Origin of the sequence: Parasutterella secunda, from assembly GCF_023336895.1 — a bacterium.
GTDB classification, from domain to species: domain Bacteria; phylum Pseudomonadota; class Gammaproteobacteria; order Burkholderiales; family Burkholderiaceae_F; genus Aphodousia; species Aphodousia faecalis.
Genome location: NZ_JAMBLT010000011.1, coordinates 1 through 16,139 on the forward strand (window position 1 = coordinate 1; position 16,139 = coordinate 16,139).

General features: G+C 44.4%; 10 protein-coding genes and 1 tRNA gene. 4 read left to right on the top strand and 7 right to left on the bottom strand.

All coding sequences use genetic code 11. From position 1 onward, the window contains the following. Nucleotides 1–224: 224 nt before the first annotated feature. The 7 genes from M3080_RS07775 to bcsA all read right to left on the bottom strand — a co-directional run bounded on the left by M3080_RS07775 (nucleotide 225) and on the right by bcsA (nucleotide 11,791). Complete coding sequence (locus M3080_RS07775) at nucleotides 225–2,321, bottom strand: AsmA family protein (protein ID WP_249092595.1); 2,097 nt, start codon at nucleotides 2,319–2,321, stop codon at nucleotides 225–227. A gap of 145 nt (nucleotides 2,322–2,466) precedes the next feature. Next, nucleotides 2,467–3,540 (bottom strand): quinone-dependent dihydroorotate dehydrogenase, encoded by a 1,074-nt coding sequence (locus M3080_RS07780; RefSeq protein WP_249092596.1) that lies wholly within the window; start codon nucleotides 3,538–3,540, stop codon nucleotides 2,467–2,469. Between the two features lie 139 nt (nucleotides 3,541–3,679). Beyond that, nucleotides 3,680–4,234 carry an NUDIX hydrolase gene (locus tag M3080_RS07785; protein WP_022473563.1) on the bottom strand — a complete coding sequence of 185 codons (555 nt, stop codon included), beginning with the start codon at nucleotides 4,232–4,234 and terminating at the stop codon, nucleotides 3,680–3,682. Continuing rightward, nucleotides 4,234–5,880 (bottom strand): cellulose biosynthesis protein BcsG, encoded by a 1,647-nt coding sequence (bcsG, locus tag M3080_RS07790; protein WP_249092597.1) that lies wholly within the window; start codon nucleotides 5,878–5,880, stop codon nucleotides 4,234–4,236. The genes M3080_RS07785 and bcsG overlap by 1 nt, the downstream gene beginning before the upstream one ends. 13 nt (nucleotides 5,881–5,893) lie before the next feature. Continuing rightward, on the bottom strand, nucleotides 5,894–6,973 hold the full coding sequence (gene bcsZ, locus M3080_RS07795; protein ID WP_249092598.1) for a cellulose synthase complex periplasmic endoglucanase BcsZ: 1,080 nt from the start codon (nucleotides 6,971–6,973) through the stop codon (nucleotides 5,894–5,896). After that, the gene (locus tag M3080_RS07800) at nucleotides 6,970–9,189 is read right to left on the bottom strand and encodes a cellulose biosynthesis cyclic di-GMP-binding regulatory protein BcsB (protein ID WP_249092599.1); all 2,220 of its coding nucleotides are present in this window, start codon (nucleotides 9,187–9,189) and stop codon (nucleotides 6,970–6,972) included. The genes bcsZ and M3080_RS07800 overlap by 4 nt, the downstream gene beginning before the upstream one ends. Before the next feature lie 19 nt (nucleotides 9,190–9,208). Next, complete coding sequence (gene bcsA, locus M3080_RS07805; protein WP_249092600.1) at nucleotides 9,209–11,791, bottom strand: UDP-forming cellulose synthase catalytic subunit; 2,583 nt, start codon at nucleotides 11,789–11,791, stop codon at nucleotides 9,209–9,211. Between the two features lie 233 nt (nucleotides 11,792–12,024). Between bcsA and M3080_RS07810 the strand changes: the two genes are divergently transcribed. From M3080_RS07810 to M3080_RS07825, 4 genes are all read left to right on the top strand, one after another. Then, complete coding sequence (locus M3080_RS07810; RefSeq protein ID WP_249092601.1) at nucleotides 12,025–13,185, top strand: MBL fold metallo-hydrolase; 1,161 nt, start codon at nucleotides 12,025–12,027, stop codon at nucleotides 13,183–13,185. 46 nt (nucleotides 13,186–13,231) lie between these two features. Beyond that, a tRNA-Met gene (locus M3080_RS07815) sits at nucleotides 13,232–13,308 on the top strand. 230 nt (nucleotides 13,309–13,538) lie between these two features. Then, nucleotides 13,539–14,837 (top strand): tyrosine-type recombinase/integrase, encoded by a 1,299-nt coding sequence (locus M3080_RS07820; RefSeq protein WP_249092602.1) that lies wholly within the window; start codon nucleotides 13,539–13,541, stop codon nucleotides 14,835–14,837. A gap of 193 nt (nucleotides 14,838–15,030) precedes the next feature. Further along, nucleotides 15,031–16,128 carry a hypothetical protein gene (locus M3080_RS07825; RefSeq protein WP_249092603.1) on the top strand — a complete coding sequence of 366 codons (1,098 nt, stop codon included), beginning with the start codon at nucleotides 15,031–15,033 and terminating at the stop codon, nucleotides 16,126–16,128. Nucleotides 16,129–16,139: the final 11 nt, after the last annotated feature.

Consider the following 16,139-nt stretch of genomic DNA (forward strand, 5'->3'; position numbering starts at 1 on the left):
CACTTGACTTGCTTGAGCTCTCGCTCAAACAGGGAGTGGAATCTTACTCGAAGAATTTTCCACCGTCAAGAGCCTTGTAGAAAAAATTTTTAACTCCACAAGATCTGGACTTTCGCTGCTCGCTGAGCAACGGATTGCGTATTTTAACCCCAAAATCGGCTTTGTCAAGACCACCACTCGAAAAAAATTTGGGGGCCTGAGCCCCCAAGATTTTGCCTGAATCGTTAATGCCTAAAAAGCTTTTCTAATCCTTGAATGATTTTCTTAGGATCTTTGGTGGCTTCCTTAATGACATCCTTGACCCCGGCTTTCAGTGCAGCTTCTAAATCAATCCCATAACTGGGAGCTTGAATTGTTCCGCCCAGCTTAATAGGCACGCTGATTCTGCGACCATCAACACTTGTGGCCAACTTCGCCGTTATGAGTCCAGACAATGATTCGTCTATTAATCCCACTGTAACATTGCCTTTGACTTCAGCCACTGAAGTCTTTCCGTCTAACGAATGAATATTCAGAACTCCATTCGATATGTTGGCCGATGCACTCAAAATACTGAATCGAGTCTGATCTTCATCTTTCATGATTAAACCGGTGACCTTCTTGGCTTTCACCGCATTACCCACTTTCTCTAGCGATAGTCCTTTGAGAACTGCGTTGTTGGCTGATACCGATATCTGACCATTGGCACTCTTTAAAAGAGCGGTCTTTTCCAAACCTAGACCAGCCAATTTCACCGTAGCATTTGCTTTGCCATAAAGCTTTGCTTCACTACCCAAAGCTTGCATTAAAGCTTGTGTATCAACCCCTTTAGCATTGAGATCAAATGACCATTTTTCCGCAGTGTTTATTTGACCCTTACCGCTAAAGGTGCCTGAGCAAGCATTAGCCAAAAGGTTATTAAAGCTCAACACCCCTTTTGACAAACTCAGGGTCGTATCAAAGTTAGACACGGTCAACCCTTGATACTTCAACGTATTGACGTGAATACCAAAGCGTCCGTTTGCTCGATTCAGTACGTCCAGGTTTGATGTTGATGCAGCATAAGCTTGCGAAATAACCGAGACCGTACTACTGGAGACTTTTTTCGTCTCTTGTCCAGAAACCTTAAGCCACTTGTCTGCCACAAAAGAATCCAGTGTGAAATACCCGTTGATTGTCGGGACATTGAATCCGACTAATTCAACTTCGCTTTCCCAAGGAGAGTTATCAAGTTTCCCTTTTAGCTTCAAATCAACTTTCTCTCCAGGAGTCATTGAAACTTGACCATTAAAGGGAACCTGTAAAACCGCATGCCCAAGATTGGCCTGAACATTTCCTCCCAGCTTTTTACTCTGCAAACTAAAGGCTTCAATTTCACCGGCAAAATCACCGTTGATGTTCGCTTTAACTGTGTCTGCCTGGGAAACGTTTACATTTAATCCCTCTAAGCTCCACGTCTGCATTTGTTTTGTTTCGGCGGAATTAAATATTCCCATCACGCTGACATCATTTACTTTAGCGGTGATATTGGCTCCTTGGGCAAGCACATCTTTAGAAGCATATTTCAGAAGATTCGCTTTAACTTCCGCCGATATTGATTGTTCCTTTTGATTGGCCGACACAGTAATGGACGGCTTTTCCATACTCACTGACATCGTTTTTATGTCGTATGCCACCGTTGAATTAAAAGCAACCTGACCACTTAATCCCTGTGTTTTCTCTGCAAAACGGGTACTGAATTTAACCGGTGTTGTTCCGCTGAGTCCAAGCTTACCTGTTGAGAGGTTTAATGAATCAACGGCGTATACCTTTTGACTTTGCAATCCATAGGCCGTCAGAGCCGCATTTCTGATTTCTAAACTGGCTACTTCAAGATTTTTGATAAATGACGAGTCTTGATTAGCATTATTCTTTTCTAACTCATTAATAGTCACAGTCTGAGAGTCCGCCTCTTGTGTGGGGCGTTCGTGAATTTTCTTCAAAAACCGAGATACATTGACTTGACCCTTCAAACCATCAATAACCACGGCATCAAATTGCACGTCCCCCTTAAGCAAGGGTAAAACGGCAACACCGACCTCTGCCCCATTTAATGTGAACTGCGGCTTATCGCTTCCCTCAAAAGACAGGGTTGTCGGTGGTAAAACAATCTGAATTTTTGGGAAAAACTTTGTTTGCAGCTCTCCCTGAAAAACGAGTGTGCGGTTAAACCGTTGAGCCGTCTCTTTTTTCAATTGCTCTGCAATAGTTGCATTATCTAGAAAATACGTTGCAGCCGCCCACATTGCACCGGTAACAACAACGCCGACACCAACAACACCTATCACAATTTTTCGCAACATGACGCTTCCTCCGTCAGCTACCATCGGATAAGTTCAGTGTAGTACAACTTCTCTGTGACAGGATGGGCAAATTGTTGAGAATTGCAAACAAAAAAGGAAGCCACCGAAGCAACTTCCTTTTGTGCGTTAAAGTAAGAGTGAACAATTAGGGGCGAAGGGAGGCAACCGGACCTGTTTGCGTTTTGCGCCACTTAGCCACAGCGTCCACACAGTCAGGGACCAACACCGGACCGTTATAGATGAAGCCCGTAAACAATTGCACCAACTTAGCACCAGCCTGCATCTTCTCGACAGCATCTTCTCCCGTCATCACGCCGCCGCTGGCAATAATCGGCATCGTTTCCTGCAAGTGTTGATACAAAAGGTGAACAACCTCGGTAGAACGAGCGCGCAAGGGCTTGCCGGAAAGACCTCCCGTTTCATTGCAGTTGGGCATGCCGGGAATAGCATCACGAGAAATTGTTGTGTTGGTAGCAATGATGGCATCAATACCGAAGCTGACCAACTGATCAGAAATTCTCAAAATGTCTTCGTTTTCCAAATCCGGCGCAATCTTGAGTGCGATAGGAACATACTTGCCTTCGTTTTCATCGACTAAGCGCTTGCGCTCAGTTGTGATCGCCGTCAGCAACTTATTGAGTTCATCATCGGCTTGGAGACTGCGCAGATTTTTCGTATTGGGCGAGGAAATATTGATCGCGATGTAATCGGCATGGTTGTAGACCTTGCGCAAACAAATCAAATAGTCATCCACAGCTCGTTCAATCGGTGTGACTGCATTTTTACCGATATTGATCCCAAGAATACCGCCACGGCTTCTGAAAGCAGCAGCGCTGCGCAAATGTTCCAAAACTTCATCAACACCGTGGTTATTAAATCCCATACGATTAATGACCCCTTCAGCGGGAATCACACGGAAAAGACGCGGTTTCGGGTTGCCGGGCTGAGCTTTCGGTGTAATCGTGCCCACTTCAACGTGACCAAATCCCAGACCACCGAAGGCGCTCACTCGCTCGCCATTTTTGTCCATACCGGCCGCTAAACCGACCACATTGGGAAAACGTAACCCCATCACTTCAATCGGATCTTCCACCGGATCACGGGTTACCAGTTTCGTCAATCCCAAATTCACCGCCCAGTCCAAATTAGACATAATCACGGAGTGAGCCGTTTCAGGATCCATGGAAAACAGAATCTTACGAGCAATGGAGTAAAGCATATTGAGTCTCTTATTATCGAAAAATCAGTTCGGAGAGCCGAAATTCGGCTTGATCATCGAATTGATTATTGTACCCGATTAAGGCGCAAATCGCTTTTCAGATATAGCGAATGGATAGCAGAAAAGGATCGTTATAGGACTACTCGTCCAATCGATACATGTGAAGGCGAAACTCTCCTTTTCGCCTGTCATTGAAATAATGTTCAAGAGTGGTTTTGACGGTTGTAAAACTGATATCGTCCCAAGGAATTTCACTTTCTGAAAATAGACGCTGTTCCATGGTTTCCGGCCCGGGAGCCAATGGAAGAGCATCTAATTCGGACAAAAAGAAAAAGTGCACCTGACTTGCGTAGGGAACATCAATCACAGTTAAAAGCATACCGGCCCGTGCATGCGCCCCCGTCTCTTCCCAAGTCTCTCTCAAGGCTCCTTGCTGCAGTGTCTCGTGGGCTTCCATAAAGCCGGCCGGCAGTGTCCATTTTCCTTTACGAGGTTCAATGGCACGCCGACACAGTAAAACACGACCACCGAAAACTGGCAGTGTTCCAACCACCGGTGTCGGGTTTACATAATGAACAAAACCGCACGCCTCGCATACCTCTCGTACTCGAACATCATCTAAAGGACGCTTAGTCACAAGAGGATGACCGCACATCGGGCAGAACTTATAGCGAGGAGCGTCTAATGGTTTCATTATCGTTCCTTCGGATATGGACGCCATTCGCCACCTTTTTGACGAATGTAATCATTATCACGATACGTCAAAACCACGGACTGACCATTTTCCGAAACCGGGTTGGTTTCCGGCAGATCCCGCACCAATTCTTCCAGAGGTACGCTGCCACCATCGGCACCAAAATAGTTCAATGCCAAAGCGCGGCCAATCAAAGTACTCATCGCCATGTAACTCGTATGTCCCGTTACATGAATAGGTTCAGCCGGCAGATCCTTGATGCCAAAAAACTTCACCATAAGCGGCACTTCTGTGATTCGCATGCTTGGAATATCACGCAAACGCGGAGCTTGAATTCGATCACCACGTACAGCGGCACCGTGCTCTGGAACAACGATCAGCATCACTTTACGCCCAGAGCGTTCCAGCTCATGCATAAAGGTTTGCAGATCATCGAGGAAGCGAATCGCACGGGGCTTAAATTCTTCCCAACGGCTGTGACGGGGCAAACGGTTGCCGTCATGCAAAGCGATAAAGTTAAAAAGCGTGACGTGTCTTTCGGACGTTTTATCTTTAGCTGTCTTGCGTTGCCAATCACGCAACACCGCTAAATCATCTGCAATTTCTTCATCGTCAAAAGCCATGTAGCGAACGGGATATTTTGCCGTACTTTCAAGCGGAGCCATTAAACCGGCCTTATCTCGAAGCGTTTGCAGGTAGTTGTCATATTGTCCCTTGTGGTCCAGGTACAAGTGCTGACGGTATCCCAATTGATCGAGACGATTCATGATTTCGCACTCTGGACGGCGGCCATCATAAAGGGCGTCATGATTGACTTGTCCGCAAACGGCGTTAAGCAACCGCAATGTAGCTGGGCCTGAGTACGATGTTGCCGAATTAAAGTGGTCAAATCGGATGTTGAATTCCGACAAAACCGGATGATTCATCAAATCTGACGCAATCAAATCATCATTAGAAAGCGAGCAGATATTCATGAGAATAATTTCAAACGGCGTGTCGTTAGCTGAAAGCCCTTGGGGAAACTCCGCCCGACGATCTTTTTCATAGTCCAAAAAGGCGGTGTACCAGCGATCAATCGTCTCCGAAGTAATGGCGGATGGATCCGCAGGAGCGACCTGTTGAGGTGCAGCGGCCTGACTATTATCGGCAACCTGAACAGCCGCCGGTGCAACAGGCTGGGTCCTCCAAGCCACATAGTAGGGTTGAAAAACCAAACACAAAAAATAAACCAGGGTGAAAACTGAGATTCTTACCCAATCTTTAACCAAACAGTACAGCAAGACAACGGCAGCACCCCAGGCCAACATCTTGATGTTGACAAAATCAACGGCCAACTGAGCAATATAAGCGGCCGAGAAGCCGGCAATGTTTTGTGCATTACTGATGATGCTGTCTGGTCCGGGAAGCCAGCTTTCCGAATAAACCAAAGCAAAGGCTGCCACGATAGCGACACCGGTTTGAAGCAGACTCAACACCCGATTTCTAAACGGCAACAAGATGAACAATAAAAGCAAGCCGTTATATAAAAGGTTGAGTGTCAGGTATTCGTAATGGGCGAGCGCAAACTTCAGTATGAAGTACACGTTCCATAGGCCGAGTCCTTTAAAAAAGAATTTCCCGACCGAGCCCTGGTTAACATTATCCATGGTTTATCCGTTTTTATTGTTTGCGTTGGTTAGGGAAATAGACCCGACCATCCTCATCAAATGCAAAATAACCTTGATCAAAACCTAAACCGAAAAGAGTTAATACATTTCTGTAGTAATTTTCCTTTTCGATAGGAGCGCTCGACAATACCGTACGAATCAAGTCAGCCGATTTATCCTGACCAAGCAATTCCAAAAGGCAAGCGCCAAAACCGTCCCATCCGGGCTGGTTGATCTGAAGCGTATTCACATCAATTTTTTCCGGCGGCATATTGAGTTCGCGCGTAATTTTAATCATGGGCTCAAAATGAGCTTTCAATTCCCTGTAGACAGGATCCTTCGGCGACATCATGCCCGCCCATAAATAAACGCGAATGGAATTGTAACTACCGATCGTGTTATCCACAGAATCCACGGGGACAAGTTCTCCACGACTGGAGAAAGTTGCCCAATCCGGGGAAATGCCCGCTGGCGCACTGCGGATCAACACACGCGCAGAACCTTCGAAAACATCCTGCCAATATTGATCCTCCAGGGCGAAACGTTTTAAAAGGAAAAGCGGGTAGTAGCTTGGATTCAACTTAACCTGACCATCGTGTTCAAAGCCAATACGGCCGGGTAAAAGAACTTTGCCCAAATTATCGATGTCACGAACCTGAGTCTTTAACAATTCCAACATCGCCCGAGCTTTTTCTGTGTAGTCCGGACGATCCCAAAGGCGGCCGGCTTCCAATAAGCAGTAGGCGATCCACATATCCGAGTCAACCGCATTGTTGGTGTCCAAAATCGTCCATTGTGAACCGTCTTTGCCCCAAAGCCAAGCTGCGAAATTTTTAGTGATATCGCCGGCGGACAAATTATTTTCTGTCCACTGCAACATCTCTTCAAAGGTTTCCCGGTCGTTGTCCACCAATGCAAAGAACATGGCATAGGATTGACCTTCGGATGTCGTAACCGCCCGAGCATCGCTGTAATCGACCACTCGAGCCCCTTCCATGCCAACGGTCTTAAATTGATCCCACATCGGCCAAGCGGCTAAAACCGATGAACTCATTGTCATCGCTAAAGTCAACGCTAAAATCAGTTTTCTCATCTTGCACGTCCCCTCACCCACAGGCGCATAAAGTAGAAAATGCCCGTGCCTACTAAGACGGCACAAACCAAAGCGCATAAAACCAGAAGCAACGGATAATTACTCATGGTTTGCCAAATCTTGTGATACCAAGGTAAGTCACCAATGGTGTAAGAGTCTCCCACTTTAAAATCGGACATGGATTGCTCGTTGATGATGACGACCGATCCACTCACCGTTGCCATGGACGATGGACTCTTTAATTGCTCATTGAGTAAGTAGCTGCCGGCCTGTCCTTCACTCAACAGGGCCACCACTGTACGATCCGAATCAAAGGGCGATTGAAGCGAAACAATGGCTCCGACGCCACCATCCGGACTAAAGAGAATTTCTTCGGGTTGAAGAACTTCTTCACCCTGCAGGGTATCGGCGATGGCCTGCTGAAGCTGTTCGGCATTATCTTTCTTAAAGTCCGGCAACGTAATCGGCATCTCACCGATCAAAAGAACATCTTTACCGTCAAGCTGGGCTTCAGTGGCTTGATCAACTACAGAGAGTTTTGTGGCAACGGCACCGGTTACCGCGGCAATACGAGCCGTTGTATTCAACAGCGTAGTCACCTTCTCAGCTGAAGCTTCCTTAGGAATCACGGCGACAGTTCGTGATAAGTCTGCAAAAATCGAATACGGGTAAGCGCTTTGTGTGAAAAGCGTCAAATTCGGCATCTCAGCGTAGTGGAACAGTCCATTGAGCGTCAATGTGGAGGCCGGATCAATTTCCATCTGATGAGGCAGCAAAACAACGGATTTACAGTTATCGGGCGAACCTTCGGAAAGCTCTCGACGATACACCACCTCAAAACTTAAATCATTTTGAGCCGCCAAGGCCAATGCTTCAGAGGGACTGGTCGCCAGAGGTCCGTTGAAGGAAGGTAAGCGCATTTCACGCTCACCGCTACTGGATTGTTGGGACAGATTTACCGAATCAACCAAATAATTGTTGATCCGCATACGCAACTGGGCCTGATCCCCGCCTTCGGGTTTCGTATAACGATACTTCAGATTGACATCCAATCCGCCCGTACCGACCATATACAAGTCGGGAGCAATGCTCATTGGCATATGAACGGCAGGCGGCGCGTACCCTCTTGATGTTAACTGTCCGGGATACTGCATGATCTGCGAGAATGCAATCGTCTCGTCAATCGGCACCCAATTAGGCGCATCGTAGGCCCGACGATCCGGTGCTTCCTTAAAGTCCTTAATCGGAAGCTTGTCACCGATTAAAACATGATCACCTGAAGCGAGCGCTTTAACCGCCACAACCAAATCCAACTCGTCACGACCTGAAATGACCAGCATTTTGTCGCTTCGGCTTTCAGGAGCGTCCATCATATAAATTTGAGGACCGTCTGCCAGAGGCAAATCACTTAAAAAACTCGGTCTGCTGGAATTAGTAGCAAAAACAAAAAAATGTCCATTTGTCGGAAGCCGATCGTAGTAAACAGGAAAATCCGCTCCGCGCCATTGCGTGTATTTACCCACCAAGGAAGACAAAATAGCGGCTGCTTTTTTCGTCTCATTATCCGGCGCCTTGGCAAACACAAAAGGAATCACCGACGCGTTGTTAGTAAATGTGTCAATAAAGGGTGCCGGCCAACGAGCTAGGTCATTAGCGATCTTGACTTTTTGCTTAACTAAAGACAACAAGCTCTTGGCATCAAGATCTAGCCATAACGTTTCACTTGAAGGTCTTTCACAAATGTTCTGATAATGACCGACAAATTCAAGAGTGATCTGATTATTCGATTTGATTTGTTTCGGATCCAAGGTAACTTTTGTGCGGTAAAGCTTACCTAAAGCTTCCGGCGTCACCGGAACCGATTGTTGCAACTGACTGTTCAGGTAGACATTGATTTGAGAGCGAACCGGAATCAGCGCAGGCGAAGCTGTAAAAGCCAAATCCATGGTTGCTGAGGATACGATTTCATCGGCACGCACACCAAAGTCTAAATACTGAGTGTTATTGATACCCGTAAGACGAATATTTTTGGCTTGTCCGCCGGGGACTAACTTTAATAATGAACTTTGTTGGGTAAAAGAACCCGTCACATCAGTGCGCCAGACAGGTGCGACACTTGAAGCATCGTTCGGAGTCTCCTGGGCAAATGATGAGACTGAGGCAAACGCCACCAATGCCGTGCTCATCACCAAGGCTGACAGTTTGGACAATTTCACTTTAAACTCTCTTTCAACTTTATAACGTATTTGAGTTTAGCGCACGAGCCGGTTTTCTCGGTGCAAACGTTAAGCACCAGCTCAACACTTTAGGAACAATTTGTAACTTGCCGGGCAAAAATTCGATCATCGATTTGTAGCCGTACCAAGATAAAGATCCAAGCTTTAAGAAACCGGTCAACATGCGATCATCCACATTGACTTTCTCAGGAACCCACATTCCCTCACGAGAAAATGTGCACCGATTAAAGGCTTTTTCCGTTTCGTAATCATCAAAACACAGGCTTAATTCCAAGACATTGCCCGGCTCCGCGGATAAAACCGTCGTCTTAAAGCAGTAATACTTTTCTTTGTAAATCATCAAAAGGCGAATGGACTCACCCTTCTTCCACACCTTCTCACATCCTGACAAACTCAGTCTCACTTCACTTTGTGAGTATTGTGTCATCGTCGCTTTGTAGTTGGCATCCTCTTCATCACAAATATTTACATCAATCTTGCAATGAATCCGAGGGAATTGATGTTTTTGGACTTCTTCTACAGCCACTGCCATTGAGGCTCCCAAAATCATCAAGTTGTAGGCAATCCATCCCATATTAATAGCCAACGTTAAATATTCCGGATTGGGATCAAAAAATGCCTTATAAAAACCGATGAGCAGACCGATCATGTTTAAACCGATCAAAATCAGATACGGTCTTGAGACGGGCCAATCCAAATATTTTTCACCAATGGTTCCCCCTTTGGCGGTCACATTGAATTTGCCTTTATGAGGGAAAATTAGTGCCACGGTCGTCGGCAGCAAAATGTACCAAGACAATACGGTTTCATAGACTCCGCTTAAGAAGGGATATCGATACCCACGCTGAAGAATCTGATTGGTCAGAGCCGAGTGAATCATGTGCGGAAGCACATAGGCAAAAATAGCCGCAGCGGTCGCATAAATGACATAGACATTAGCAAACATGTAGGGAAGCGGCGCCACTAAAAAGATCAAACGGGGCAAGCCATGGAAGAAATGGAACATGGCATTAAAAAAGCACAGCCGTTGGGGAAGCGAAAGACCTTTACCCAAAAACGGATTATCCAGGCGGAAAATTTGGATCATACCTCTTGCCCAACGAATACGCTGACCAATGTGCGCGGCCAATGTTTCCGTTGACAGACCGGAAGCAAGCGGCAAATCGATAAAGGCTGATGACCACCCCTTACGATTAAGTTTTAATGATGTGTGCGCATCTTCGGTCACCGTTTCAACAGCAATACCGCCGACTTCTTCCAAGGCCTTTCGTCTCATCACAGCGCTGGATCCGCAAAACATCGTTGCATTCCACGTATCGTTACCTTTCTGGATGAAATCGTGGAAAAGCGAATTCTCAATCGGCATTGTCCGATCCAAATGAAGGTTCTTTTCAAATGGATCCGGAGAGTAAAAATGATGCGGTGTTTGAACAAGGGCAATATTAGGATCCTTGATCAACCACCCCATTGTTTTGACCAAAAAATCCGAAGAGGGCACGTGGTCACAGTCAAAAATGGTCACAAACTCTCCGTTTGTGACAGTCATGGCGTGATTAATGTTTCCCGCCTTGGCATGATTGTGCTCTTCACGCTTGATGTAACCGGCACCGACTTGTTTGGCGAACTCCTCAAAAAGCGGACGGCTGCCGTCATCGAGAATATAGACATGGAGTTTATCGGCAGGCCACTGCAAATTTAAGGCAGCAAAAACCGTGGGCTTTACCACGTCAAGCGATTCGTTGTATGTCGGAATAAAAATATCAACATGTGGCCAAAGCGCTTGATCATTAGGCATCGGATAGGGTTTGCGATCAAGCACCCAACAGACCTGAAAGTAGCCGAGAACCATCACCACAAATGCGTAAAGTTCAGCGGCAAGCAATAGACAACTTAAAAAGATGCCCATGGCGGAATCAGTGTTCAAGGTTGAGGTACAACGCCACCAAAGATAGCGCCCGGACACAACCATTGAAATCACAAAAAGAAGCATCAGCGTTAGTCGGGCTTTAATTTTTCGAAGGGCCAATGCCGACAAAAGCATCACCGAAAGAAATACAACCTGTCCCTGAATATTAAAAGGCTGAGTGATACATAAAACCGCCAGTGCAGCAGCCAAGCCACCTAAAATCCATAAAAGCGTCAACTTAATCGGACGAGATAACTCTTCACCCTTTTTGTCAATCGTTTCAAAACTTTTGTGATTACCATCCAAAGCTAAAGCACCATAATGCCCCACCCAATCACCCAGGCGAGTCAAAGCTGCCGCTATTTTATTAACAGCCCAGGAGATAGATAAGCGAAGCCATCCTTTGCGTACCGAAGTCCGGAAACAAATTAGAAACAAAGTTTGGGAAAGCCAGCGCACACAATCCAAAGTTTTTGGTGCATGAGGATTAATCTGGGGATAAAACTCTTGAAATGCTGCGCGATAGGCAGTAAATGGTTTTGATTCCAATGGAAGAAACAACCATGCAAGGGCCAGCCAAAAAATATTGACAGCCACGCTTACTTTGGTGGATCCATTTGCGCGCCAAAGACGAGCTTTATTGACGAGATAATTCAGTATTGTTGCCGAAGGCATGTTTTATATTCAGGGCTCCCCGTTTATTGGGAAGCCACCACTTAAACCGTATCGGTAATTGCTTTATGTGAAATGAAAAATTATAGACAACTCGTTAAATAAAGCCTTAACAAATTGTTATTTCTTTATTTGTAACTCAAACAAAATTAGGCAAAAAAATTCTTGAATCAGGAGAAAATTTCATCAGACCTGTCACTAAGATTAAAACAGTTTCATTAAAGCAAAGAGTAACCATGAAGCGTCGCACGGCTTTCGTTTTATCAGGTATCGGTTTAGCTGTCGCAGCCGGCTTTACAGGTGTTTATCGTTTTTTGCGGCAACCTAAATTTGGAGCACTTCCCACTTCGCTTGAGAGTTTTAAAAACTGCTCTCATTTTTATGACGGCATTTTTCACAATACTCTGCCAACACCCGTTTTGACAGATAACAGTACTTTTATTAAAGCTTTTGCACGCTCCATGGTGACGGACAAAATTGATCCGGTTCCGTCTACGACGTTACCCTCTGCGAAAGTAGATTTAAAACAATTGCGTCTGGATATCGACACAATCATTTGGTTAGGCCACTCATCTTTTTACATACAACTAGCCGGAAAACGCATTCTGATTGATCCTGTTTTGAGTCCCTACGCATCGCCTGTTTCGTTTAGCACAAAAGCGTTTGAAGGCACCACTCCTTACCGTCCGGCAGATTTTCCCACCATCGATCTATTGGTTATTTCTCACGACCACTGGGATCATTTGGATTACCCAACGGTTATGGCACTCAAAGGGAAAATCCATCATATTGTCTGTCCGCTTGGCACCGACTCACACTTCTTACGATGGGGCTTTAAAAAAGAAACTCTTCATGCTCTTGATTGGAATGAAACTTTAAAACTATCGAATAATCTGGCTATACATGCACTGGAAGCGCGTCATTATTCCGGTCGCAATCTCAATCAAAATAAAAGTTTTTGGGCTTCATATTTATTACAGTCAAAGAATTACAAAATATTCTTTAGCGGTGACTCAGGCTACAGTCCGCACTTTAAAGAAATCGGCAATCGGTTTGCGCCGATTGACTTGGTACTGCTTGATAGCGGACAATACAACGATCGCTGGCGGTATATTCATATGAATCCTGATGAAGCTTTGCAAGCGGCCCAAGATTTAAAAGCACTAAACTTTTTGCCGGCTCATATCGGAAAGTTTTCACTATCCATGCATCCTTGGTACGAACCTTTTGTTTGGCTGACTCAAAAAGCAACTCAGGCAAATGTTCGTTTAATCACACCTGAAATCGGTCAACCGCTTCAACTTTCTAAACGCATTCCTGCACAAACTCAATGGTGGACAGTGGCAATGCAAAAACAAAAAAACGAACAAAGTGAAAATTTTCACTCAAAAACTTGACATATTTATCCTGAAAGGAATACAATGCAGTCCTTCGTTAGATGATCGCGGGGTGGAGCAGTCTGGTAGCTCGTCGGGCTCATAACCCGAAGGTCGTTGGTTCAAATCCAGCCCCCGCAACCAATTCCATGTCTCAGTACGTCCTAGGATGTCTGAGATTTTCTTTTTTATCAAGCACTTAAAACCTTTCCCTGTCCTAATTCGTCCCAATTTATCCGAATACATCTCAGTTTTTATGATGGATACTATGATGGATAACGGGGTTATAATTAATAAAAACGGCGTTTTATCCATCATAAGACATCCATTTTTATCCATCATAAAATTTCACAATGCCGATCAAACCAAGGGAAATGACCGCATTAGAGGTCAAACATTTAGGCATGGGAACCTTCAATATTGGAGGGGTAAAGGGCCTATATATCCGTAAGACACACTCTCAGTCTCTTTTCATTTTTAGATATACAGATAAATTTGGTCGCCATGATTTTTCTTTAGGCAACTATCCTACTATGAGCGTCGCTCAAGCAAGAGAGGCAGCCCGCGCCGCACTAGCTTTGGTGATGCAGGGAGAAAGCCCTATTTTAAAAAGGCAACAAGAAAAACAACTCATCAAACCCATTCCTAAAAAATTGACGTTTAGAAATGTGGCTGAGGAATGGATCGCAGACAGACTAGCATCAAATTATTGGGCAAAGAATTCTCGAGGAGAAAAAACCACAAGAGCTATCCTTGAAAAGCACGTTTTCCCCACATTAGGGAACCTTGACATAGAATCAATTTCGGCTGAACAAATTCGAGAATGTTTAGCCCCTATTTGGCAGTCAATCCCGGCAACCGCAAAAAAGGCAAAAACCTACATAAGAAAAATTTTTCAATGGGCCATTGCTTTACATAAGAGAAAATCAACTGTTAATCCGGCTGATTGGGAAGGATCTCTAGGGGTCTTAATGGAGCCCTTCCAAAATAACTTAAAACCAACCCAGAATCATGCAGCCTGCGCTGTTTCTGAAATTCCAAGATTATTTGTTGAAATAAGCCGCAATGACTCAATGTCAGCCTACGCATGCCTGTTCGCCATTCTGACATGCGCTCGCTCACAAGCAGTACGTCTTGCCAAATGGGATGAAATCGACTTCAAAAAGAAAATTTGGCTTATTCCCCAGGAACATGACAAGGTTAAGTCCCCTAACAGGGACCGTACTATATTCTTGTCCTCTCGGGCGCTTTCACTCCTGAGAAACATCGAAAAATTCTCAGATAGCCCCTTCATTTTTCCCAGTCGCCAGGGAGGCTGCTTGTCTGATAACGCTCTAACCATGTTTTTAAGAGGACTTCATGATGAGCGCAAAGCTTTGGATGGTATAGGTTGGATTGACCCCGTAAAAACAAAAAAACTCGGCAAACCCTGTGTTATTACTCTTCACGGAACAGCTCGGGCTACGTTCAGAACCTGGGCTAAAGACGACGAAACCGGCAATAACAGAAAGTTTGATCAAGAAGCTGTCGAATTATGTTTATTACACAGCAAAAACGACGCTTACAACGGAGCCTATGACAGAGCCCCTTTAACTAAAGAGCGTCAAAAAATTATGCAGGCATGGGGAGAATATTGTTGGTCAAAAGTTTCAACCGTTGAAAACAAAAAATAAAAGCGCCATTCAACCTTGGGAAACCTCTCTTCAAAAATTGACGCGTCATGGCAAAAAATTATTCGCTATAACTTCTTCAGGTCCCTGTATTTCTCTTCATACTCTAGTGAAAAGGGATCTGTTAGTGACACTTTTCTTAAGGGTCACAAATAAGGCCATAAAACCCAAAATCCCCTTCAATGGAGGAATGATCATGTCAAATATAAATAATTGTTGCCACGATACAACAGAGATTCGCTTAACCGTCGATCAATTTATCGTCTTAATTTTTAAGCTCCATGAGTCCAGGTTACATCTTAACGGGTTCAATCGCATTGCCCTAGAATCTCTGGCAAAAGAGTTACAAAGAAAACTTTTCAAAGCAATTCATTTACGTTATGAATGGTTCCGTCCGGTAGAAGCGAAACTCTTAAATGAATCCTTTAAATCTGACACAAACAAGGTAACAAAGGAAACCGCAACTTTTACTATTCCAACCTTACTCAAGGCAAGTATTGGATTACAGCTGGATGAAGACACCTCTGCGTATAAACAATTTCTTAATAAGTTATTACCTTATGAAAAAGAATGGCTTATTAAAGATCTGCGTGATGTATTTTTGGCCACAACTGGTGTTTATTGCTTGATTTACATAATCAGTGCCATCTTGAACGGTAGCCAAATACTAAGCTCTTTCAATTTTCTCACTCTCTTTGCCTTTTCTTCATTTTCAACGCTTTTATGTTTCCCAATTCTTTACTTGTTGTTATTTAAGTTAAGAAGTATCAGGACCCCTAAGCTTTTTAAATTGGAAGGCAACATTAGAACCTGGCGAAGTGCAATCTCCAAAGAACTGGCTACTTTGAAAGAAGACTCAGTAGAAGACCACAATGAAAAAATTTTTGAACTTATTAATACCAACATCTCTACCAACTGTAAAAAAAACAAAAATGAAGAAAAAAATTTGAAACGATTTCTGTACGTAACAACGATATATTTTTCAGAAGCAATGCATTACGCGCACAAACAGAAAACCGGCAAATCTGAATATGGAATAAGTGTACTAACGAAGGACATAGAGACGCTCATGAATAATCTTAACGTCAAATATGAAACCTCTGTATGGGGCACATCGGGCAAAAGTAACCTTAACAATCTTATTTCTATTGCAAGAGATTCTGTCAAAAAAGAAAATGGATATAACCTCGAGGATGAAGTTTATGATGACCATTTCTCTTCTCATGTTAGAGCTCTAATAGAAGAAAAACCTAATCAATACAATTTAATAAGGTCAATAAGCCCAAAACATTAATCGTTTAATAT

Coding starts and splice junctions, on each gene's coding strand:
- M3080_RS07825 (WP_249092603.1), top strand. CDS start 15,031: ATGTCAAATATAAATAATTGTTGCCACGATACAACAGAGATTCGCTTA.
- M3080_RS07820 (WP_249092602.1), top strand. CDS start 13,539: ATGACCGCATTAGAGGTCAAACATTTAGGCATGGGAACCTTCAATATT.
- M3080_RS07780 (WP_249092596.1), bottom strand. CDS start 3,540: ATGCTTTACTCCATTGCTCGTAAGATTCTGTTTTCCATGGATCCTGAA.
- bcsG (WP_249092597.1), bottom strand. CDS start 5,880: ATGGATAATGTTAACCAGGGCTCGGTCGGGAAATTCTTTTTTAAAGGA.
- M3080_RS07785 (WP_022473563.1), bottom strand. CDS start 4,234: ATGAAACCATTAGACGCTCCTCGCTATAAGTTCTGCCCGATGTGCGGT.
- bcsZ (WP_249092598.1), bottom strand. CDS start 6,973: ATGAGAAAACTGATTTTAGCGTTGACTTTAGCGATGACAATGAGTTCA.
- M3080_RS07810 (WP_249092601.1), top strand. CDS start 12,025: ATGAAGCGTCGCACGGCTTTCGTTTTATCAGGTATCGGTTTAGCTGTC.
- bcsA (WP_249092600.1), bottom strand. CDS start 11,791: ATGCCTTCGGCAACAATACTGAATTATCTCGTCAATAAAGCTCGTCTT.
- M3080_RS07775 (WP_249092595.1), bottom strand. CDS start 2,321: ATGTTGCGAAAAATTGTGATAGGTGTTGTTGGTGTCGGCGTTGTTGTT.